Annotated in this window: 15 protein-coding genes and 1 pseudogene; 6 read left to right on the forward strand and 10 right to left on the reverse strand. The window is 70.4% G+C overall.

The genetic code is table 11. The annotated features are described in order from the left end of the window. Window positions 1-97 precede the first annotated feature (97 nt). From galK to galT, 3 genes are read right to left on the reverse strand one after another with little or no spacing between them, the layout of a single operon-like run. Complete coding sequence (gene galK / locus AB0959_RS46240; RefSeq protein WP_366832932.1) at window positions 98-1,276, reverse strand: galactokinase; 1,179 nt, start codon at window positions 1,274-1,276, stop codon at window positions 98-100. A gap of 54 nt (window positions 1,277-1,330) precedes the next feature. Then, window positions 1,331-2,293: a UDP-glucose 4-epimerase GalE gene (galE, locus tag AB0959_RS46245; RefSeq protein ID WP_366832933.1), complete on the reverse strand. Its 963-nt coding sequence runs from the start codon at window positions 2,291-2,293 to the stop codon at window positions 1,331-1,333. Continuing rightward, window positions 2,290-3,351: a galactose-1-phosphate uridylyltransferase gene (gene galT, locus AB0959_RS46250; protein ID WP_366832934.1), complete on the reverse strand. Its 1,062-nt coding sequence runs from the start codon at window positions 3,349-3,351 to the stop codon at window positions 2,290-2,292. Before galT ends, galE begins: the two co-directional genes overlap by 4 nt. Window positions 3,352-3,490: 139 nt before the next feature. Here galT and AB0959_RS46255 point away from each other — a divergent pair, with 139 nt between their 5' ends. The 5 genes from AB0959_RS46255 (at window position 3,491) to AB0959_RS46275 (ending at window position 10,567) form a co-directional block, all read left to right on the forward strand. Then, on the forward strand, window positions 3,491-5,206 hold the full coding sequence (locus tag AB0959_RS46255; protein ID WP_366832935.1) for a sodium:solute symporter family protein: 1,716 nt from the start codon (window positions 3,491-3,493) through the stop codon (window positions 5,204-5,206). Between the two features lie 21 nt (window positions 5,207-5,227). Continuing rightward, window positions 5,228-5,533, forward strand: coding sequence for a hypothetical protein (locus AB0959_RS46260; RefSeq protein WP_366832936.1), 306 nt, complete (start codon window positions 5,228-5,230; stop codon window positions 5,531-5,533). Window positions 5,534-5,804: 271 nt separating this feature from the next. After that, window positions 5,805-7,700 (forward strand): endo alpha-1,4 polygalactosaminidase, encoded by a 1,896-nt coding sequence (locus AB0959_RS46265; protein WP_366832937.1) that lies wholly within the window; start codon window positions 5,805-5,807, stop codon window positions 7,698-7,700. A gap of 210 nt (window positions 7,701-7,910) precedes the next feature. Beyond that, window positions 7,911-8,834, forward strand: coding sequence for an LAETG motif-containing sortase-dependent surface protein (locus AB0959_RS46270; protein WP_366832938.1), 924 nt, complete (start codon window positions 7,911-7,913; stop codon window positions 8,832-8,834). A gap of 140 nt (window positions 8,835-8,974) precedes the next feature. Then, window positions 8,975-10,567, forward strand: a complete 1,593-nt coding sequence (locus tag AB0959_RS46275; protein ID WP_366832939.1) for a substrate-binding domain-containing protein — start codon at window positions 8,975-8,977, stop codon at window positions 10,565-10,567. Between the two features lie 6 nt (window positions 10,568-10,573). On the opposite strand, the pseudogene AB0959_RS46280 reads toward AB0959_RS46275, so the two are convergent. Then, window positions 10,574-10,924, reverse strand: a pseudogene (locus AB0959_RS46280) (ATP-binding protein); the annotation flags it as partial. A gap of 8 nt (window positions 10,925-10,932) precedes the next feature. Here AB0959_RS46280 and AB0959_RS46285 point away from each other — a divergent pair. Then, the gene (locus tag AB0959_RS46285) at window positions 10,933-11,142 is read left to right on the forward strand and encodes a DUF397 domain-containing protein (protein ID WP_366832940.1); all 210 of its coding nucleotides are present in this window, start codon (window positions 10,933-10,935) and stop codon (window positions 11,140-11,142) included. Between the two features lie 153 nt (window positions 11,143-11,295). Here the strand turns inward: AB0959_RS46285 and AB0959_RS46290 are convergent, their stop codons facing one another. The 6 genes from AB0959_RS46290 to AB0959_RS46315 form a co-directional block, all read right to left on the reverse strand. Further along, window positions 11,296-12,000 (reverse strand): response regulator transcription factor, encoded by a 705-nt coding sequence (locus tag AB0959_RS46290; RefSeq protein WP_366832941.1) that lies wholly within the window; start codon window positions 11,998-12,000, stop codon window positions 11,296-11,298. 277 nt (window positions 12,001-12,277) lie between these two features. Next, window positions 12,278-14,137, reverse strand: coding sequence for a PQQ-binding-like beta-propeller repeat protein (locus tag AB0959_RS46295; protein WP_366832942.1), 1,860 nt, complete (start codon window positions 14,135-14,137; stop codon window positions 12,278-12,280). A 196-nt stretch (window positions 14,138-14,333) separates the two neighbouring features. After that, window positions 14,334-16,151: an ABC-F family ATP-binding cassette domain-containing protein gene (locus AB0959_RS46300; protein ID WP_366832943.1), complete on the reverse strand. Its 1,818-nt coding sequence runs from the start codon at window positions 16,149-16,151 to the stop codon at window positions 14,334-14,336. Window positions 16,152-16,451: 300 nt separating this feature from the next. Next, window positions 16,452-18,395, reverse strand: coding sequence for a nitrate- and nitrite sensing domain-containing protein (locus tag AB0959_RS46305; protein ID WP_366832944.1), 1,944 nt, complete (start codon window positions 18,393-18,395; stop codon window positions 16,452-16,454). Between the two features lie 46 nt (window positions 18,396-18,441). After that, entirely contained in the window at window positions 18,442-19,293 is an 852-nt protein-coding gene (locus tag AB0959_RS46310) for an MHYT domain-containing protein (RefSeq protein ID WP_366832945.1), read from the reverse strand. Between the two features lie 191 nt (window positions 19,294-19,484). Next, the gene (locus tag AB0959_RS46315; RefSeq protein WP_366832947.1) at window positions 19,485-20,870 is read right to left on the reverse strand and encodes an acyltransferase; all 1,386 of its coding nucleotides are present in this window, start codon (window positions 20,868-20,870) and stop codon (window positions 19,485-19,487) included. Window positions 20,871-20,911: the final 41 nt, after the last annotated feature.

Raw genomic sequence — 20,911 nt, forward strand, 5'->3', positions numbered from 1 at the left:
GCGCCGCTGACTGCCGACGTGCGCCCCGGCCGGCGGGCGGAGCGGCCAGCGGGCGGAGCGGCTCCGGCCACTCCGCCCTCGGGTCATGACGGCCGGCTCACACCAGTCGGCGCGCTCCCGCCGCGGGCACCGCCGCGAACACCCGGGGGGCCGTGAATCCGGCGGCCGCGAAAGCCTCCTCGACCGCCTTGGTGACCGTCTCCTCGTCCGCGGCCTCGATCAGGACGATGGCCGAGCCTCCGAAGCCGCCGCCCGTCATACGGGAACCCAGCGCGCCCGCGGCCAGCGCCGTGTCGACGACCAGGTCCAGCTCGGGGCAGGAGATGCGGAAGTCATCGCGCAGGGAGGCGTGGCCCTCGACCAGGACGGGGCCGATCGCACGGGTGTCGCCCGCCTCCAGCAGGGACACGACCCGTTCCACCCGCTCGTTCTCCGTCACGATGTGGCGGACCAGGCGGCGGACCTCCTCCTCGTCGCCGAGGCGGTCGAGGGCGGCGTCCAGTTCGGCGTACGGCACGTCCCTGAGCGCGTCCACGCCCAGCAGCGCCGCGCCCTTCTCGCAGCCGGCGCGGCGCTTGCCGTACTCGCCGTCGCTGTGGGCGTGCTTGACCTGGGTGTCGACGACCAGCAGGCGCATGCTCTCGGCGGCCAGGTCGAAGGGGATCTGCTTCTGGGCCAGGTCGCGGGTGTCGAGGAAGAGGGCGTGGCCCGCCTCGCAGCACGCCGACGCCGTCTGGTCCATGATGCCGGTGGGCGCGCCCACGTAGACGTTCTCGGCGCGCTGGCACAGACGGGCCAGCTGCCAGCCCTTCAGGCCCAGTTCGTACAGGTCGTTCAGCGCGAGGGCGACCACGACCTCCAGCGCCGCCGACGACGACAGGCCCGCGCCCGTCGGGACCGTCGAGGTCAGGTGGACGTCCGCGCCCGTGATCGCCGTGTGGCCCGCCTCGCGCAGGGCCCAGACCACGCCCGCCGGGTACGCGGTCCAGTTCCGGTCGGACGCCGGGGCCAGGCCGTCGAGCGCCAGCTCCACCGCCCCGCCCTCGATGTCCGCCGAGTGCAGACGCAGGACGCCGTCGGTGCGGCGCGCGACGGCCGCGACCACCGTGTGCGGCAACGCGAAGGGCATGACGAAGCCGTCGTTGTAGTCGGTGTGCTCGCCGATCAGATTGACCCGGCCCGGCGCCGCCCACACTCCCTCCGGCTCGGCCCCGTACAGCTCCTCGAACCGCTCCGCGACAGTGGAGGCGACCGCCTCGGCGCTCGCAACGCTCATCCCCTGGCCCTGACCTTTCCTACGGGACCGGATATCGAACCCCGGTCCTCAAAACTACTTGTCACGCCGCTGCGCGAACTCCCACGCGTCGGCCACGATTCCCGCGAGGTCCGCGCGCGAGGGGTTCCAGCCCAGCCGCTCGCGGGCCGTCCGCGCGGAGGCGACCAGCACCGCCGGGTCGCCGCCGCGGCGCGGGGCCACGACCTCGGGGATCGGGTGCCCGGTGACCTGGCGCACCGTCTCGATGACCTCGCGGACGGAGAAGCCGTTGCCGTTGCCGAGGTTGCAGATCAGGTGCTCGCCGGGCTCGGCCGCGTCCAGCGCGAGCAGGTGGGCCTCGGCCAGGTCGGCGACGTGGATGTAGTCCCGCACGCAGGTGCCGTCGGGCGTGGGGTAGTCGTCGCCGAAGACGGAGATGGCGTCCCGCTTGCCCTGGGCTACCTGGAGCACCAGCGGGATGAGGTGCGACTCGGGGTCGTGGCGCTCGCCGTACTCCCCGTAGGCGCCCGCCACGTTGAAGTAGCGCAGGCTGACCGCGCCCAGGCCGTGCGCCCCCGCCTCGCTGGTGATCATGTGGTCGACGGCCAGCTTGGTGGCGCCGTAGGGGTTGGTCGGGGAGGTCGGCGCGGACTCGACGATGGGGGTCGTCTCGGGTTCGCCGTAGGTCGCGGCCGTGGAGGAGAAGACGAGCTTGCGGACGCCCGCCGAGCGCATGGCGGCGAGCAGCGCCATCGTGCCGCCGACGTTGTTGTCCCAGTACTTCTCGGGCTTGACGACCGACTCGCCGACCTGGGAGCTGGCGGCGAAGTGGAGGACGGCGTCGAAGGAGGAGTCCACCCATTTGGCCGCGTCACGGATGTCGCCCTCGATGAAGGAGGCGCCCGCGGGCACCCCCTCGCGGAAGCCGGTCGAGAGGTTGTCGAGGACGACGACCTCGTGGCCCGCCTCCAGCAGATGCTGGGCGACCACGCTGCCGACGTAGCCCGCGCCACCGGTGACCAGGTACTTACCGCTCATGAACTCGCTACCTCTCGCAGTCGCTCGGCCGCGCGCTCCGGCGGCACGTCGTTGATGAACACGTTCATGCCGGACTCGGAACCCGCGAGGAACTTCAGCTTGCCGGAAGTGCGGCGGATGGTGAAAAGCTCGAGGTGGAGTGCGAAGTCCTCGCGCACGACCCCGTCGAACTCCTCCAGCGCGCCGAACGGTGCCTGGTGCCAGGCGGCGATGTAGGGCGTCGGAGGCTCACCTTCGCCGAATATCCGGTCGAAGCGCCTCAAGAGTTCCAGATAGACCTGGGGGAATTCTGTGCGCGCGTCCTCGTCCAGGGCCAGCAGGTCGGGGACCCGGCGGCGCGGGTAGAGGTGCACCTCGTACGGCCAGTGCGCCGCGTACGGCACGAAGGCGACCCAGTGCTCGGTCTGCAGCACGATGCGCTCGCCGGCCAGCTCGCTCTCCAGCACGGAGTCGAAGAGGTTCTCACCTCCGGTCGCCTCCTTGTGAGTTGCGAGGGAACGCAGCATCAGGGCGGTGCGGGGGGTGGTGAAGGGGTAGGCGTAGATCTGCCCGTGCGGATGCCCGAGGGTCACGCCGATCTCGGCGCCGCGGTTCTCGAAGCAGAACACCTGCTCCACGGAGGGGAGATGCGACAGCTCGGCGGTGCGGTCGGTCCAGGCCTCCAGGACCAGACGCGCCTGCTCCTCGGTCAGGTCCTTGAAGGACGCGTTGTGGTCGGAGGTGAAGCAGACGACCTCACAGCGGCCGGAGTCGCCGGCGAGCGAGGGGAAACGGTTCTCGAAGACGACCACGTCGTACGACGAGTCCGGGATCTCGCTCAGGCGGTCACCCTCGGTCGGGCACAGGGGGCACTGGTCGGCGGGCGGGTGGTAGGTGCGGCCCTGGCGGTGCGAGGCGATGGCAACGCTGTCACCGAGGAGCACGTCGTGGCGCACCGCGGAGGTGGTGACCGTCCGCTCCAGCGGTCGGCGGTCCACGGCGTCGCGCACCGAGTCGTCGCGCAGGTCGTAGTAGATCAGCTCGCGACCGTCGGCCAGCCGGGTCGAGGTCTTCTTCACTGCGGACTCTCCATCCGTACCCGATCAAACCATCCAAGCCATCACACAGAAGCGAACACATCAAACCACAAATCCCCACGGCCGTCACCATCACAATCCAACAAAGATCACCAGCCGATGTGAGCGAAGTGAGCTCTGAATGCGAATCCCCACAAACCTCGCAGAGCAGCCCCCCACGCACCTGGCAGCGCCCCTCGCGGCGGAACTGCGGCTCCCCACCAACTGGCTCGACTACACGATTCTGGCGATCTACTTCGTCGTCGTCCTGGGTATCGGCTTCGCGGCCCGCCGCTCCGTGAAGACCAGCCTGGACTTCTTCCTCTCCGGCCGCTCCCTGCCCGCCTGGGTGACGGGTCTGGCCTTCATCGCGGCCAACCTCGGCGCCACCGAGATCCTCGGCATGGCCGCGAACAGCGCCCAGTACGGCGTCTACACCACGCACTGGTACTGGATCGGCGCCATCCCCGCCATGGTCTTCCTCGGCCTGGTGATGATGCCGTTCTACTACGGGTCGAAGGTGCGGTCGGTCCCGGAGTTCCTGCTGCTGCGCTTCGACAGGTCGGCGCATCTGCTCAGCTCGGTCCTCTTCGCCTTCGCCGCGATACTCATCGCGGGGGTGAACCTGTACGCCCTCGCCATCGTTGTCGAGGCACTGCTCGGCTGGCCGGAGTGGGTGGCCATCGTGGTCGCGGGAGCGTTCGTGCTGGCGTACATCACCCTCGGCGGCCTGTCCTCCGCGATCTACAACGAGGTGCTCCAGTTCTTCGTGATCCTGGCGGCCCTCATACCGATCACCGTCCTCGGCCTGAAGAAGGTCGGCGGCTGGGACGGCCTGTCCGACTCGCTGACGGCGAGCCACGGCGGCGACTTCGTCACCTCGTGGGGCGGCACGGGCATCGGCAGCGACAACCCGCTGGGCGCCAACTGGCTGACGATCGTGCTCGGTCTCGGCTTCGTGCTGTCCTTCGGTTACTGGACGACGAACTTCGCCGAGGTCCAGCGCGCCCTGTCCGCGAAGAACCTCTCGGCGGCCCAGCGCACCCCGCTGATCGCGGCCTTCCCGAAGATCTTCATCGTGTTCCTGGTGATGATCCCCGGCCTGGTCGCCGCCGTCCTGGTCCCGAAGATCGGCACCTCCGGCTCGGACCTGCAGTACAACGACGCCATCCCGTACCTGATGCAGGACCTGCTGCCCAACGGGGTCCTCGGCATCGCGGTGACGGGCCTGCTGGCGGCGTTCATGGCGGGCATGGCGGCGAACGTCTCGTCGTTCAACACGGTGTTCACGAGCGACATATGGGCGAAGTACGTGGTCAAGGGCCGGGAGGACGGGTACTACGTGCGCTTCGGCCGTCTCATCACGGCGATCGGCGTACTGGCGTCGGTGGGCACGGCGTTCCTGGCGTCGAGCTTCTCGAACATCATGAGCTACCTGCAGACGCTGTTCAGCTTCTTCAACGTGCCGATGTTCGTGGTCTTCATCATCGGCATGTTCTGGCGGCGGGCGTCGATGAAGTCGGGCTTCTGGGGTCTGCTGGCCGGCACGACGGCCGCGATGGTCAACTACTTCGTCCTCTACGAGCAGGGCATCGTCGACATCCCCTCCGACCAGGGCGCCAACTTCGTCTCCGCGATAGCGGGCTTCGTCGCCGGTGCGGTGGTGATGGTGGCGGTGTCCCTGTTCACGGCCCCGAAGCCGGAGGCCGCGTTGCAAGGCCTGGTGTACGGCACCCGGTCGCCCGGCGCGGCCGAGCCGCCCGCCGAGGGCGACGACGCGTGGTACCGCAAGCCGGCGCTGCTGGGCTGGGGTGCGGTGGTCCTGGCGGCCGCCTGCTACATCCCGTTCTCGTTCTGACCGTCGAGGAGTTGATCCACCATGTCCGAGTACTCCGAACACGGCGTCCATCGCGAGGTCACCGAACTGGAGAGCAAGTCGGCCACGGCCGCCCGCCTGTTCGACGTACGCCGCATCATCGGCGGCCTGTTCGTCCTCTACGGCGTCATCGTCACGATCGCCGGCATCACGGCCTCCGACGCCGACCTCGACAAGGCCGAGGGCGTCAACATCAATCTGTGGACGGGGCTGGGGATGCTGGCCCTGGGGCTGTTCTTCCTGGGATGGCTGTGGCTGCGGCCGCTGAAGCAGGCGCCGGCACCGCCCGAGGAGCCTCCGGCCGAGTGAGCGAGTGAGTACGGGGTCGCCGGTTGCCGTACACCCTGCGCCGTACGGCAACCGGCGCTCCGCGTACGTCACTTGAACAGTCCAGTCCTCACAGCCCACCCACAGGCCCCGTACAACCAGAACCGGTACACCTGGGGCACCCGTCCGCCCTCGTCCCCGTATGGGAAGATCAGCCGACATTCGAACGTGATCTCGCCCGTAAAACTTCAGTACTACTCTGCTGCCCCTGCACGGCTGATCGGAGTACGGCACGTGGGAAAGGTGACCGGCGATGCCGCTGAACCCCGGCGATCTGGAGTCCATAGGCGGCTACGCGCTGGCCGACCGGCTCGGTAGCGGCGGCATGGGCGTCGTCTACCTGGGTCACTCGGAGTCGGGGCGGCGGGTCGCGGTCAAGGTCATCCACGCCCAGTTCGCGCAGGACGAGGAGTTCCGGACGCGCTTCCGGCAGGAGGTCGCGGCGGCCCGCCGGGTGAGCGGGGCCTTCACGGCCCCGGTGGTGGACGCCGACCCGGACGCCGAACAACCGTGGATGGCGACGCTCTACGTGCCGGGCCGCACGCTGTCGAACGTCGTGGCCAACGACGGCCCGCTCCGCGGGCGGGAGTTGCGCACGCTCGCGCTGGGGCTGGTCGAGGCGCTGCGGGACATCCACCGGGTGGGGATGGTGCACCGCGATCTGAAGCCGAGCAACGTCCTGATGGCCGAGGACGGGCCCCGTGTCATCGACTTCGGCATCTCGCACGCCGTCGACAACCAGGCCCTCACCGTCACGGGACGACTGATCGGCACCCCGCCCTTCATGTCCCCCGAGCAGTTCACCGCGCCACGGGACGTCACCGCCGCCTCGGACGTGTTCTCGCTGGGGTCGCTGCTGGTGTACGCGGCCACCGGCAACCGTCCCTTCGACGGAAGCAGCCCTTATTTGACGGGGTATCAGGTGATGTACGAGGCGCCGGTCCTGGACGGAGTCGCCGAACCGCTCCGGAGCATCGCCGAACGCTGCCTGGACAAGGACCCGGCCGCCCGGCCCGAACTCGCCGATCTGCAGCGGTTGCTGCGGACCCTGCCGGATTCCGACGGGCCGGTACCGACCGGGTCGGTCGCGCCGGGCGCGCCGGGAGTGGCGAGAGTGGCGGGAGTGGCCGGCCCGGCCGGGGCCGACCGCTCGGTTGCCCCCGTGCTCCCCGTTCCGCCGGGCCCGCCCACCACCGCGGGAGAGGGTGGAAGGGGCAGGGCCCGAACCGATCACCGGCGTCGGCGGCGTCGCGTCCTCGTCGGCCTCGCCGCGGCGCTGGCCGTCACCGCGCTGAGCGTCGTGGCGGTGCACATCGCGTCGGACGACAGCGACGCTTCCCCGTCGGCGTCCGCGTCGGCGTCGGCGTCCAAGCCGGAGTCCGTGTCGGGGGCCACCGCTCCGGCGTCGGCGTCCGCGTCGGCATCCACGTCCGCCGCCGCGGTGACGCTGCCTCCGAAGCACGTGCGGTGGGACTACCAGATCGGTGGCGCGTACCCCCTGCCGACCGGTGTGCGGGTGGTCAGTCGCGACTACGAGGACGCGCCCGCGCCGGGTGCGTACAGCATCTGCAACTTCAACGCCTTCCAGGCGCAGAAGGGCGCGGAGGGCGACTGGGACTCCGGCCTGCTGCTGCACGACGCGGGCGGGGACGTCGTCTACGACAAGGACTGGGACGAGGCGGTCCTGGACATCCGCACGGACGCCAAGCGGCAGCGCATCGCCGCCAAGGTGAACGGCTGGATCGACGAGTGCGCGGAGAAGGGGTTCCAGGCCGTCGAGCCCGACAACTACGACACCTTCAGCCGCTTCCCGAAGTACCTCACGGCCGACCAGGCCACGGCGTTCATGAAGCTGCTCGTGGCGCACGCCCACGACAAGGGCCTGGCCGTCGCCCAGAAGAACGCCGTGGAGCTCGTGGCCTACCGTGCGTCCGTGGGCCTGGACTTCGCCGTGGCGGAGGAGTGCGGACAGTTCGACGAGTGCGGCGCGTACGCCGAGGCGTTCGACGACAACGTGCTCGTCGTCGAGTACTCGGCGAAGGGCCTGGCGAAGGCGTGCTCCGGCTGGGGCAGCAGCCTGAGCGTGGTCCGCCGCGACCAGGACGTCGTGCCCCAGGGCACGAGCGGCTACCTGCGCGAGACCTGCTGAGACCGGCTCGTCCGGCGCACTCCCGTCGAGCGAACTTCGGTCGAGCGAACTTCGGTCGAGCGAACTTCGGTCGAGCGAACTTCGGTTGAACGCGCCACAAACACTCAGAACGGCGTACAACGCCTCCCGGGTCACTGGTGTCACACAGACGTATCCGTCTCTTCTCCCTTGACACCACCTACGCCACCTACGCCACAAGGACCCACGGACATGAAGCTTCGTCGCACGTTGTCCGCTGCCGCCACGACCGCCGCGATCGTCCCGGCGGCGCTGCTGGCCGCGACCGCCGCCCACGCCGAGGGAGGACCGTCGGCCTCCCCCTCCTTGTCCGCCACCCCGTCGGCCACCCCGTCGCCCTCCGCGTCGACACCCGCCCCCGACGCCGCGGCCGCTTCCAGAGCGGCGCGCGCCGAGCCCGCCCCCGCGCCGACCCCCTGCCGCAACGGCCCCTACTCCGCGATCAAGCTCAGGATCGAGGGTGTGCCCGGCACGATCGTGGCCGGCAGCGGCTGGCACACCTTCACCCTGAACGTGGCCAACACCACCGGCACGCCGCTCGGCACGGTCAACGCGCTGGTCGGCTTCGGAAACGGCCAGGCCAGCGAGAACGGCGATCTTCAGGACCACTCCACCGTCCAGTTCTGGGACGCCGACAGCGGCAAGTGGCAGGGCCCCGACGCCCAGACCGATCTCACGGCCCATGAGTCCGCCGACCTGAAGTACCGCGTCCAGATCGACGACAAGGCCACACCCGGCGACAGTTACGCCGAGGCCGGCGGCAACTACGTGGACCCGGAGAAGCACTGCACCGACGGCACCACCGCGACGGTCGGCTTCGACGTGCTCGCTCCCGACGCGGAGGGTGGCGGCGGCACTCCGACGGGGAGCGCGACGCCCACGCGCTCTCAGACCCCCACGCCGACCGCGAGCACGTCACGGAGCGCCGACGCCACGCCGACCGCCGACGCGTCGCAGGGCGCCACGTCCGGCCCTTCGGTCAACGGAAACCTCGCGGAGACGGGTTCGTCGTCCGCCCTCCCGATGATCGGCGCGGTGGGCGGGCTGGCCGTGGTGGCGGGTGCGGGCGCGATGATCGTCGTACGGCGCCGCAGGAAGGGTGACGCCCAGGCGTGACCCAACTCAGAACGGGGCGCGGCATGTTCGCGCCCCGTTCATGGGCGCGACAGCGCGCTCTCACGCGGTTGAAGCTTCCACTACCGATCATCTGTTCCCCTTGATTCGACGGAATCGACGCTCGAGCAGGGGGACTTGAGATGTTCGAGACGATCGCCGACTTCTTCGGCGGGCTGAGCAACGGGCAGATGTGGGCGGGCGCACTGGTGTGTGCCCTGAGCGCGGGCCTGGTGGCTCTCTGGCTGGAGCGGTACCAGGGGTGGCGTCGCATCAGCTGGAGCGAGATCTACAACGGGCCCATCAACAAGCACATCAACAACCAGCCGCCGCCCGGCATGTGGGACATCCACTGGCAGGGCCGCCGGGTCCGCGACGGCAGCCTGGTCATGCTGGAAGTGCGCAACTCCGGTGTGCAGACGCTGGAACCCGAGCACTTCACCAGCCCTCTGACCTTCACCTTCGCGGGCAGGAAGGTCGTGCACTTCAAGGTGCGGGACGCCAATGAGCCGCTGGAGGCGGCCCTGCGTCCGCAGGTGCCCGCGGCTCCCGTCCCTGAGCAGGCCGACGACACCGGCGGCGGCACCGGCGTGAGGGTGGCCCCGGCCCCCGCCGCGCGTCAGCAGACCGACACGATCACCCTGCCGCTCTTCACCCTCAACCGGCGCGAACGCTTCCGGCTCCTCGTGCTCCTGGAGGACAACGGAGCCGGCTCCTCGGCCAAGCCTCCCAAGATCACCTCGGGCGGAAAGCTGAAGGGCGGCCGCGTCAAGAAGACCGCCGGGCGGGCCAGGCGCCGGTGGGCCACCGCCATCGTCGTGACGGTCGTCGCGGGCATGAGCCTCGGCACCGGTGTCTACGCCAACAACGAGAGTCTCAAGCTGGGCGCGACCTGTTCCCAGGCCCGCCGTCTCACGGTGACGGGATCGACCGCGTTCTCCCCTCTCGCCCACCAGGTCAAGGAGGCGTACGAGGAGCAGTGCCCCCAGACCGACGTGGTGCTGGAGGCGACCGGCAGCCGCACAGGGCTGGAGGAACTGCGTTCGAACACGGCCGCGGAGACCATCGCCATGGTGGACACCGTGGCAGGGCAGAAGCCGGAGAAGGACCTCGACGCCCACAACGTCGGCGTGATCGTCTTCGCCGTCGTGGCCAACCAGTCACTCGCGAAGGACCTCGGCCCCGGCCAGACGCTGTGGGACCGGGGGCTGACCCAGCAGCAGCTGGGGCAGATCTTCAACGGAGAGGGCTTCAGCAACGAGGACGGGCGCCTCGCGGACACGCCCGTGGCGGTGGTCCGTGACAATGGATCGGGCACCAGGGACACCTTCGAAGCGAGGGTGGCCGGTGGGAAGGGCACGACCTCCGCCCCTCCCTGCACCGCCGGCTCGACCGGAGTCTGCTCCGAGCCGTCCACGATGGAACTGCTCGACTACGTGAACCGTACGAAGAACGCCATCGGCTACGCGGAGGCGGACGCCCTGCCCTTCTTCCCCAACGTGCGGACCGTGCCGATCAACGGCACCGCGCCGACCAAGGAGAACGTCCTCCACGGCGACTACCCGTTCTGGGCCTCCGAGGTCCTCTACACCCGCCAGGGCGCGTCCGGCCTGACCCGCGACTTCCTCGGCTTCCTGCGCAGCCGAGGGGTGTCGAAGCTCCTGGAGGGCCAGGGGTTCCTCCCGTGCCGGGAGCTGAGGGACTCGAAGGTCAGGGAGATGAGATGTGAGGAGTAGGCGGGATCAGCTCCGCTTCCCGGCGGCCAGGTCGCACCACACGTACTTGCCCCGGCTGCCGCCTCTGGACAGCGGCTGCCAGCCCCACAGGTCGGCGCAGGAGCGGACGAGAGCCAATCCACGCCCACCTTCCAGGTCCAGGTCGGCGAGCGGCTCCAACCGGCAGGGAGGTTCCGGCGGTTCGGGGTCCGTGTCCCAGGCGCCGATCCGCAGGACGCCGTCCGTCCAGAGCACGCGGAGGGCGGCGGGGCCTTTGGTGTGACGTACGGCGTTGGAAACCAGCTCAGCGGCGAGCAGTTCGGCGGTGTCGACGAGGCAGATGAGGCCGTGCATGGTCAGGATCAGGCGGAGCGTGCGAGACGCGTATGTCCGCTCGCGGCCACTGGCAGAAGTCGTCCTTCTCCGGCGGGGGCGACGGCAACAACTGTGTCGAACTCACTGCTACCCCGCGCACCATTCGCCTCCGCGAAAGCGACACCCCACACACCGAAGTCACCACCGCTCCCGCTCCCCTTGCCCTCCTCCAGGGCATAAAGTCCGGCAGGCTCGCCGGGCCCTCCGCAATTGTCCGCTGAGTCCCACGAAAACCCGCGCCGACCAGGCGCTTCCCAAGCCGAGGCGAGACTCAGCGCCCACATCTCGTCCGAGGGCTTGAGACGGACTCGCCCCCCCTGTCTGCCGCGGCGAACTCCAAAACGGCATCCCCGACATCTGGGCCCTGGCGCGCGTTACTCCGGGGTGGCGTCCAGGCCCTCCGCCGAGCGCTGCAGCGGGCCCGCCCTGTCCAGCAAGCCCGTACGCGCCGCCAGGGCCGCCGCCTCCAGGCGGGAGCCGACGCCGAGCTTCATCAGGACCCGCTGGACGTGGGTGCGGGCTGTGCTGGGTGCGATGCCCATGCCGGCCGCGATCAGGCGGGTGTCCTCTCCGTCGGCGACGCGGACCAGGACCTCGACCTCGCGCGGGGTCAGCATCTGGAGCAGGCGCTGGCCCTCGTCGTCGGGCTGGGCGGCCGGGTTGAGCAGTTCGCTGAAGGCGCCCTGCAGGAGGGAGGGTGCCACCGCCGCCTCGCCCGCCCTCGCCTTCATGATCGCGCGCTCGACGCCCTCGATGCGCTCGTCGTGCCGTACGTAACCCGACGCGCCCGACGCGAACGCGGACGCGATGCCGCGCGGGTTGGGCACCGGTCCGAGGACCAGCACCGCCACCTGCGGGCGCTCCCGCTTGATCCGCACCACCGGATCGAAGATGCCCGGCTCGGCGGGTGCCGCCGTACCGAACAGGCACACCTCCGGCGCACGGGTGATCACCAGCTCCGCCGCCCCCGCGGCGGGCGCCGCCGCGGCGAGCACCCTGTGCCCGCGCAGCTTGAGTGCCGAGGCCAGTGCCTCGGCGAGCAATCGGTGGTCGTCGACCACCATGAGCCGCACTCCCATCGAGCAACCCCCCAGTCCCCCCAATGGATCACCACTATGGCTGCCCACTGGTCCGCACGGACAGGTCCCCCCTGCCGCCCCCGCTCTTCATGCCCCCGGAAGCTACACGCTTGTTCGACGTTGCGCTTCCCCTTGGCGGGAGAAGTGCCCCGGATTTCCGAAATCCCTCCCATTCGGGAGTGATGAGGGGTAAGTGCACGACCCCGCCCCTGAGCAGGGACGGGGCCGTTCAGCAGGGGCCCGGGGGCGCATGGGATCACTCGACGCCGAACACGGATCACTTCGCGCCGAAGGCGAGCGCCGCGTACCTCTTCTCGTCCGCCGAGTACGCCTTGCCGACCAGCTGTTTGCCCATGAAGAGCCGCCCGTCGGCGTAGAGCATCTCGGCCGAGTCCGGGACCATGCTGCTGATCGCGGTGAGCACGTCCCGGGAGGCCGGGGTCTCCAGGAGCTTGGTGGTCTTCAGCGTGGAGGCGTCCACGGAGACGACCTGGGCGCCCTTGTTGTACGGGCCGTCCTTGAAGGCGATGACGTTCGGCCCGTCCATGCGGATCGGGAACAGCGCGTAGCCCTCGCCCGCGTCGACGCGCTCACCGGTGGGCTTGCCGGTACCCAGCGAGAAGGACACGATCTCGTTGGTCTGGGCGTACCCGCTGCCGTCGTGCTCCTCGGTCGGCACGTACAGCTTGTCGTTGCCGACCGTGACGCCCTTGCAGTTCCAGACGTTGTTGACCTCGCAGTCGGACTTGTACTTGCCCTCCGGCATGGTGATCTTCGTGCGGAGCTTGCCGCTGTCGTCCAGCGAGAAGACGTCCGTGAAGCCGGTGGCGGTGATCTCGCCGGAGTCCACACCGAAGACGACCGGCTTGGTGGAGATCAGCTTGGCGTTGTCGATACCGGCGGGCAGCTTGTAACTCCACTTGCTGGAGCCCGACTTCGGGTCGAGGAGCTGGACCTCGTACTTCTCGTCGCCCCATTCGCCGCACTTGCGGACCGCGACCAGCTGGGGGCCGCCGGCGTAACCGACGTCCACGCACTCGCCGACCTTGGGCGCCCACAGGGACTTGCCGGTGTCCACGTCGAAGGCGGCGCCTCCGTACAGACCGCCCACCGCGACCGTGGAGCCGGAGATGGTCACCTGGGTGAAGGACACGGCCGCGCCGCTGATCTCGGCGCCCTTCGTCCACAGCTTCTTGCCGTCACTCACCCGGAAGGCCGTGATCTTCGAGCAGGGCTGGGCGGCGCCCTTGGCGTTCCGCTTCTTCTCCTCGTGCACGACCACGGCGACCCCGTCGCCGCTGACCTCACGGGAGGCCGCACAGGTCTGACCGTCCAGCGGCAGCGTCCACTTGGCCTTGCCGCTGGCGGGGTCGTAACCCACGATCTTGTAGACACCGCCCTTGGCGTACACCGAGTCGGTGAGCCAGGAGCCCTTGATGCTGTCGACCTGCGACCGGTCCTTGACCTTCGGCGCGGGCAGCTCGAACAGGACGTCGGCGCTGGTGCTGGACGGCACCTTCTCCTGGGCGCTGGTGTCCCCGCCGGACGTGCCGCCGGAGCCCTGGTCGCCGCCGCCGTCGGTGCCGCCGGAGTCCGCGGAGTTGTTCTTGTCGTCGTCCTTGCCGCCGGAGGAGGCGTACCAGACACCACCGCCGATGATCAGCGCGATGGCGGCGACGGCCGCGACGATGATGACCAGCTGCGAGTTGACCTTCCGCCCGCCCTGACCGCCCTGACCGCCCTGGCCGGCCTGCGGGTGCTGGGGCGGGGTCGGCTGCGGGTAGCCGTACGGCGGCTGGCCGTAGGGGGGTTGCTGGCCGTACGCGGGTGGCTGGCCGTACGGGGGCTGTTGACCGTACGAGGGCTGTTGACCGTACGGGGGCTGCTGGCCCGGAGGGCCGTAGCCGGGGGCCTGCGAGGGAGCGGGTGGGGGCGGAGGGGCCGCCTGGGGCTGCTGGGGCGCCTGTGGGTAGCCGTAACCGGGGCCGGGCGCGCCGAAGCCGCCCTGGGGCGGCGGTGGCGGCTGTGGCGGCCCGGCGGGCGGCTGGTTCGGAGGCGGAGGCGGCGGCCCCTGCGGTGGTTGTCCCGGCGGCGGGCCGAAGCCGCCCTGCGGCGGCTGACTGGGCGGCTGAGTCATCAGCGCGCTCCCCCTCTTCGCTGCTTTTGAGCCACCCGCGTCACGCGAGGTGTTGGTTCTCAGTCCGTACTCGGACGGACCTTTCTACCATTGGGCCACCGGGCGCGCCCCAAAGGGGCGCGGGGAACTGCGCGACCAGCCACAACGCAGAGCGAGCCGCCATACCTCAGAACCCCTACGGCGAACGGGCGAACTCTCAAGCTTCGTCGGCGAGTTCCAGCCAGCTCATCTCCAACTCCTCGCGCTGCCCCACCAGTTCCCGCAACTCCGCGTCCAGTTCGGCAACCTTGGAAAAGTCCGTCGCGTTCTCGGCGATCGCCGCGTGCAGCTTCGTCTCCTTCTCGGAGATCTTGTCCAACTGCCGCTCGATCTTCTGGAGTTCCTTCTTCGCGGCCCGCTGATCGGCCGCGCTCTTCTCCGAGGAGGCCTTGTCCACGCTCGACGCAGTCGCAGGCGCAGTCGCCCTCGCCGCCTGCTCCTCCATCGTGTGGCGCCGTTCGATGTACTCGTCGATGCCGCGCGGCAGCATCCGCAACGCCCCGTCGCCCAGCAGCGCGTACACCCGGTCCGTCGTGCGCTCGACGAAGAACCGGTCGTGGGAGATGACCACCATGGAGCCGGGCCAGCCGTCGAGGAGGTCCTCCAGCTGGGTGAGGGTCTCGATGTCGAGGTCGTTGGTGGGCTCGTCGAGGAAGAGGACGTTCGGCTCGTCCATGAGCAGGCGCAGGATCTGCAGGCGCCGGCGCTCACCGCCCGACAGGTCGCCGACCGGCGTCCACTGCTTCTCCTTGCCGAAGCCGAACGTCTCGCACAGCTGACCCGCGGTCATCTCGCGCCCCTTGCCGAGGTCGACCCGGTCGCGGACCTGCTGCACGGCCTCCAGCACCCGCCACTTCGGGTCGAGTTCGGCGACCTCCTGGGAGAGGTAGGCGAGCTTGACGGTCTTGCCGACGGCGACCCGGCCCGCGGCGGGCTGCTCCTCGCCCCCGGAGCGCGCCGCGTCCGCGAGGGCCCGCAGCAGGGAGGTCTTGCCGGCGCCGTTCACTCCGACGAGGCCGAAGCGGTCGCCGGGGCCGAGCTGCCAGGTGAGGTGCTTGAGCAGCACCTTGGGGCCGGCCTGGACGGTCACGTTCTCCAGGTCGAAGACGGTCTTGCCGAGCCGGGAGCCGGCGAACTTCATCAGTTCGCTGCTGTCGCGCGGCGGGGGCACGTCCTTGATGAGTTCGTTGGCGGCCTCGACGCGGAAGCGCGGCTTGGAGGTGCGGGCGGGGGCGCCGCGCCGCAGCCAGGCCAGTTCCTTGCGGACCAGGTTCTGGCGCTTGACCTCCTCGGTGGCGGCGATGCGCTCGCGTTCGGCGCGGGCGAAGACGTAGTCGGAGTAGCCGCCCTCGTACTCGTAGACGTCGCCGCGCTGGACGTCCCACATGCGGGTGCAGACCTGGTCGAGGAACCAGCGGTCGTGGGTGACGCAGACGAGGGCGGAGCGGCGTTCGCGGAGGTGGTTCGCGAGCCAGGAGATGCCCTCGACGTCGAGGTGGTTCGTGGGCTCGTCGAGGACGAGGATGTCCTGCTCGTCGATGAGCAGCTTGGCGAGGGCGATGCGGCGGCGCTCGCCGCCGGAGAGGGGGCCGATGACGGTGTCGAGTCCCTGGGGGAAGCCGGGCATGTCGAGGCCGCCGAAGAGGCCGGTCAGCACGTCCCTGATCTTGGCGTTGCCCGCCCACTCGTGATCGGCGAGGTCGCGGATGACCTCGTGGCGGACGGTGGCCTCGGGGTCGAGGGAGTCGTGCTGGGTGAGGACGCCGGCGCGGAGGCCTCCGGAGTGGGTGACGCGGCCGGTGTCGGCCTCCTCCAGCTTGGCGAGCATGCGGATGAGGGTGGTCTTGCCGTCGCCGTTGCGTCCGACCACGCCGATGCGGTCGCCTTCGGAGACGCCGAGGGAGACCCCGTCGAGCAGGGCGCGGGTGCCGTACACCTTGCTGACGTTCTCGACATTGACCAGGTTGACGGCCATTACTCTCCTGAGCGCGGGGGTGGATCGACCCCCCAGGGTACGCGCCGCGTTCGGCTGCCCGCCGGGGGTTGTTTCGCCCCCGCCGCCCCTACCCGTCCCATCCCAGGGGCTCCGCCCCGGACCCCGCTCCTCAAACGCCGGAGGGGCTGGAAAATCCAGCCCGTCCGGCGTTTGAGGACGAGGCCGTCAGGCCGATTGCGGGGGTCTGGGGGCGGCAGCCCCCAGGGATGGGACGGGTAGGGGCGGCGGGGGCGAAGAAACCCTCGGCGCAGCCGACTGTGCGGGGCGTTCGCAACACCCCTAGCGGCCGCCGAAGGACGCGGCCTCGTGGACCGGCATGTCGTCCCGCGTCAGGTTCTCGGGGATGAGGACGGCCGCGGTGACCCCGCCGTTCGGTGAGGGGCGCAGTTCGACGCGCAGGCCCTGGCGGTCGGCGAGGCGGTTGACGACGAAGAGGCCGATCTGTCGGGCGTCGAGGAGGTCGACCCGATCGGACTGGATCTTCCGGTTGGCCTCGGCCGTCGCCTCCTCGTTCATGCCGAAGCCACTGTCCTCGATCTCGATGAGCAGCCCGTCGCGCAGCCGGGCGGCGCGCAGGTGGACCTTGGTGCTGGGCGGCGAGAAGGAGGCGGCGTTCTCGACGAGTTCGGCGAGGAGGTGGATGACGTCGGCGACGGAGCCGCCGTTGACGGAGACGCGCGGGACGGCCCAGGTCTGGACGCGGCCCGGCTGCTCGATCTCGGCGACCGCGGCCCGCAGGACGTCGGAGAGGGCGATGGGGTCGCGCCAGCCGCGGCCGGGAGCGATGCCGGACAGGATGAGCAGGCTCTCGGAGTGGCGGCGCATCCGGGTGGCCAGGTAGTCGACCCGGTAGAGCTCCTGCACCTCGGCGGGGTCGCGCGGCCGCTGCTCCAGCTCGTGCAGCAGGTCGAGCTGGCGGTGCAGCAGCACCTGGCTGCGGCGCGCGATGCTGACGTACATCCCCGAGATGCCACTGAGGAGTTCGGCGCGCTCGGAGGCGGCCTTGAGCGCGGCGCGCTGGACGGCGGTGAGCGCGGTGCCCACCTGGGCGAGTTCGTCGCCGACGAGGCGGCGCATCGGGGCCTCGGCGTCGATGTCCACGCCCTGGCCGGCGTGCAGGCGCCGCATGGCCTGGGGCAGCCGGCGGCCGGCGACCTCGAGGGCGTCGTTGCGCAGGTCGAGCAGTTCGACGATGAGCCCGCGGCCGACCAGGACCGAGACGAGCAGCGACAGCAGGACGCCGACGAGCCCCAGGACGACGGCCACGCCGGAGGCGCCGAGCGTGTCCCAGCCGAAGGGGTCGGCCTGGGCGGTGGCCCCCGTACCGGCGCCGGCCTCCGCCTCGGCGAGCCCCTTCAGCACGGCACTGGAGGAGTCGTCCCAGCCCTTCAGGAAGCCCGCGGAGACCGCGGAGGTGCCGGGTCCGGCGCTGCGTACACGGTTCTCGACGGCGGCGAGCGTGTCGTAGTCGCCGCCGTCGAGAACCGCGTCGAACGCCGGCCGGTGCGCGGGCTTCAGATCGGCGATCGCGGGCTCGAGCAGCCCGCGCCGGGTGGCGACCGCGCCGACGAACTGCGCGTACTGCTCCTGGGTGAGCGTGCCCGCCCCGCTGCCCGCGGCGAGGAGGGCCTGCTCCTGGGCCACGGCCTCGCGGGCGCGGGAGAGTTCGAGGACGACCCGTGCCTCGGAGGCGGCGACGGTGTCGTTCTCGCCGGTGAGCCCGCCGGAGACGGCGAAGGCGTGCTCGATGATCGTGGAGTACCGCGTGAACACCTTCTGGGCGGCGCCCTTGGCGTTGGTCTCCTCGCGGAGTGCGGACAGTCCGCGGGCGTCGGCTTCGAGGCGGTCGATGCGGGCGGGCAGTCCGGCGTCGAGGAGGCCGGCGTCCGTGCTGGAGGCGTTGGCTCCGTCCCGGACGGCGGTGGCGGCCTTGTCGGTGGTATCGCGCGCCGCTGTGAGGGTGTCGAGGTGCTGTGCGCCGGGCGCGGCCGCCTGACGCATGGCGGCGGTGCGCTCGCTCTGCAGCGCGGTGACGAACGCGGCGACCGGGGTGAGGAGTTCGGCGCTCACGTCCTTGGCGCGTTCGGTGTCGCCGATGGTGGACGCCGTCGTCACCGCGGCGAAGCCCCACAGCGCCATGAGGGACACGATGGGCAGCATCAGCAGGGCGACGATCTTGGCCCGGACCGATCTGGGACGCAGTGTCGTACGGGTGACACGCATGGGGGACCTCTTCGGGGAGTGTGCGGCTCTGCGGGCGTACGACGGCTCAGACGGCGGCGGTGGGCGTGGCCGGGGGCGTGACGGCGGCCGCGGGAGTGGCGGCCGCCGGGGACGTGGCGGTCGCGGTGGAGAGCTCGACCTCGCGCAGCAGCTGGGCGGCCACGGCGGACTCGTCCCCCTTGCCGGTCGGGGACAGCGCGACGTACGCGGAGGCCAGGAAGAGGAACGACCCGAGGAGGACGGCGAGCGGGAAGAGGAACTCGGTGGGCGTGGCCCCGGGCAGCTTCGCGCTGCTGGGTGCCAGCGTGACGTCGACGGCGTACATCGCGGTGTAGTGCATGCTGCTGACCGCGAGTCCCATGACGAGCGCGGCGAGCACGGCCAGGACCGGACCGCGCACGACGAGGGTGAGCGTGAGCGCGGCGGTCGCGGCGACGACGGCGATCACGACGGAGGCCATGACGAGGAGCGGGTTGTAGTCGACGGTGCCGTGCAGGTTGAGGGCGGCCATGCCGGTGTAGTGCATCGCGGCGACACCGAGGCCGGTGCCGAGGCCGCCGAGCGCCACGGACGTCACGCGCGAACGCCCGTATCCGGCGGTGAACACGCCCGCGCTGACGACGGCGATCGACATGACGAGGCTGAGCGCGGTGAGCGTGACGTCGTAGCGGATGGGCGTCCCCTCCACCCCGAAGCCCATCATCGCGATGAAGTGCATGGTCCAGATGCCGGAGCCGATGGCGAACGACGCGAGCAGCAGCCAGTTCCGCTTCGAGGCGCCCTCGGCCTCCAGCGCCCGGACGGTGCAGCGCAGACCGAGGGCCGAGCCGACACAGGCCATGACGTAGGAGAGGACGGGAGTGACCCATCCGGCGCTGAAGTGGTCCACGTGTCCCATGGGAACCCCTCTCGCCGCCGCGCGGAGAGCACCGCGCGCACGGAAGTACCGCCGGTAACAAATGACCGGTGGATCGAGATCCTGCCATTTTCGCCTGGCAGGCAAATCCGATGAAAGGGGGGCGGCGCGGGAGATTGGTGAGGATTAAAGTACCGTGGCTTGAGTCACAAACCGACAGGCAGGTCGGAGATTCACAACTCCCCCACGTGACTTGCACGTTCTCTTGCTTGCCGAGGCCGCGAACATCCCACTCGCTCCACCAACAGCCACCCCGCGAGCGTCATCCCCACGGCCGCCGGAGCGGTCACGTGCACGGCGATCACCAGCGCCGTACGGCCTTCCAGCAGACCGCCGAACCCGACCATGGACAGCCCGAGCACACCGAAGAGGGCCAGCGTGACACCGAGCGCGGCGGCGGGGCCGGAGTAGGCACCTGAGCTGCGAGAACTCTCCCTCCTCCCGAACCCGTCGGACTGTACCGCAGGCCTTTCGAAGCCGCGGAAGGCCGCCACGAGCACCGCCGTGAGGGCGGCGGCGAGCGCGATCCGCACGGGCACCTGGGCCCACCACGCACCGGTCGCGGGCTCCGGCAGCGGGACGTCCAGCGCGAGCAGGGCGCCGTACACCCCGAGCATGGCCGAAAGATGCCACAGGAACGCCGTCATGGAGATGCCGTTGGTCACAACGACCGCCCGCCACACCCGGGGCCGCTCCAGCCACCGCGCGGCCGGTGCCCGCAGCAGCTCCACCGCACCGACCAGCCACAGCCCGTGGCACAGCAGGGCGAGGGTGGGCGGGGCCATGTTGGAGATCTTCTCGCCCGGCATCCCGACCATGGAGAGCGGATACGGCCCGTACGCCACGAGGAGCGCGGCACTCGCGAGTCCGGTGCCCGCGAGGACGTACGGCTTCGTCAGCCTGCCGTCGGCGCGCAGGAAACCGAGCTGGTGGATCGCGAGCCAGACGAAGGCGAAGTTGAGGAACTCGACGTAGGGGACGCCGAGGGCGAACCGGAGGACGTCCACGAGGGCAACGGCCGCCGCCAACCCCGCGAACGCGCCCCACCCGTACCCCTCATGCAGCTTCAACAGCGGCGGAGTGAAGGCGACCATGGCCAGGTAGATCCCGATGAACCACAGCGGCTGGGCGACCAGTCGCAGCGAGACGTCGAGCAGTCCCCCACCGTCGCCCGCGAGTTGGAGCACGAGGGCGGCGGCGCCCCAGACGCCGATGAACACGACGGTCGGCCGGAGCAGCCGCTGGAGACGGGCGCGCAGGAAGGCGGAGTACACCTGCGCGTCCGGGGTCCCGCGCCGCAGCGAACGGTAGGACAGGGCGTGGGAGAAGCCGCCGACGAAGAAGAACACCGGCATGATCTGCAGGGCCCAGGTCAGGATCTGGAGTCCGGGCCGCTCGGCGAGGAGGTTGCCGACCTCGACCCGGCCGTCGTCCCCTCGGGTGACGGCCGCCATCAGCCAATGGCCGAGGACCACCGTACCGAGGGAAGCGACCCGCAACAGGTCGACGTAACGGTCACGGGTCTGCGGAGTGGCGGCGGCGAGGTCGGCTGCTCTCATGGCGGTACGGTCGCGCGGACGGCCGCCCGGGCGTCAGCGCT

It is taken from the genome of Streptomyces sp. NPDC046862 (assembly GCF_040704615.1).
GTDB lineage: Bacteria > Actinomycetota > Actinomycetes > Streptomycetales > Streptomycetaceae > Streptomyces.

What these genes read in the sequence shown, in the direction of transcription:
- AB0959_RS46275 (WP_366832939.1), top strand. Translation starts at nt 8,975, where the DNA reads ATGTTCGAGACGATCGCCGACTTCTTCGGCGGGCTGAGCAACGGGCAG.
- AB0959_RS46285 (WP_366832940.1), top strand. Translation starts at nt 10,933, where the DNA reads ATGTCCGCTCGCGGCCACTGGCAGAAGTCGTCCTTCTCCGGCGGGGGC.
- galK (WP_366832932.1), bottom strand. Translation starts at nt 1,276, where the DNA reads ATGAGCGTTGCGAGCGCCGAGGCGGTCGCCTCCACTGTCGCGGAGCGG.
- AB0959_RS46300 (WP_366832943.1), bottom strand. Translation starts at nt 16,151, where the DNA reads ATGGCCGTCAACCTGGTCAATGTCGAGAACGTCAGCAAGGTGTACGGC.
- AB0959_RS46265 (WP_366832937.1), top strand. Translation starts at nt 5,805, where the DNA reads ATGCCGCTGAACCCCGGCGATCTGGAGTCCATAGGCGGCTACGCGCTG.
- AB0959_RS46260 (WP_366832936.1), top strand. Translation starts at nt 5,228, where the DNA reads ATGTCCGAGTACTCCGAACACGGCGTCCATCGCGAGGTCACCGAACTG.
- AB0959_RS46290 (WP_366832941.1), bottom strand. Translation starts at nt 12,000, where the DNA reads ATGGGAGTGCGGCTCATGGTGGTCGACGACCACCGATTGCTCGCCGAG.
- AB0959_RS46255 (WP_366832935.1), top strand. Translation starts at nt 3,491, where the DNA reads ATGCGAATCCCCACAAACCTCGCAGAGCAGCCCCCCACGCACCTGGCA.
- AB0959_RS46270 (WP_366832938.1), top strand. Translation starts at nt 7,911, where the DNA reads ATGAAGCTTCGTCGCACGTTGTCCGCTGCCGCCACGACCGCCGCGATC.
- galE (WP_366832933.1), bottom strand. Translation starts at nt 2,293, where the DNA reads ATGAGCGGTAAGTACCTGGTCACCGGTGGCGCGGGCTACGTCGGCAGC.
- AB0959_RS46315 (WP_366832947.1), bottom strand. Translation starts at nt 20,870, where the DNA reads ATGAGAGCAGCCGACCTCGCCGCCGCCACTCCGCAGACCCGTGACCGT.
- AB0959_RS46310 (WP_366832945.1), bottom strand. Translation starts at nt 19,293, where the DNA reads ATGGGACACGTGGACCACTTCAGCGCCGGATGGGTCACTCCCGTCCTC.
- AB0959_RS46305 (WP_366832944.1), bottom strand. Translation starts at nt 18,395, where the DNA reads ATGCGTGTCACCCGTACGACACTGCGTCCCAGATCGGTCCGGGCCAAG.
- AB0959_RS46295 (WP_366832942.1), bottom strand. Translation starts at nt 14,137, where the DNA reads ATGACTCAGCCGCCCAGTCAGCCGCCGCAGGGCGGCTTCGGCCCGCCG.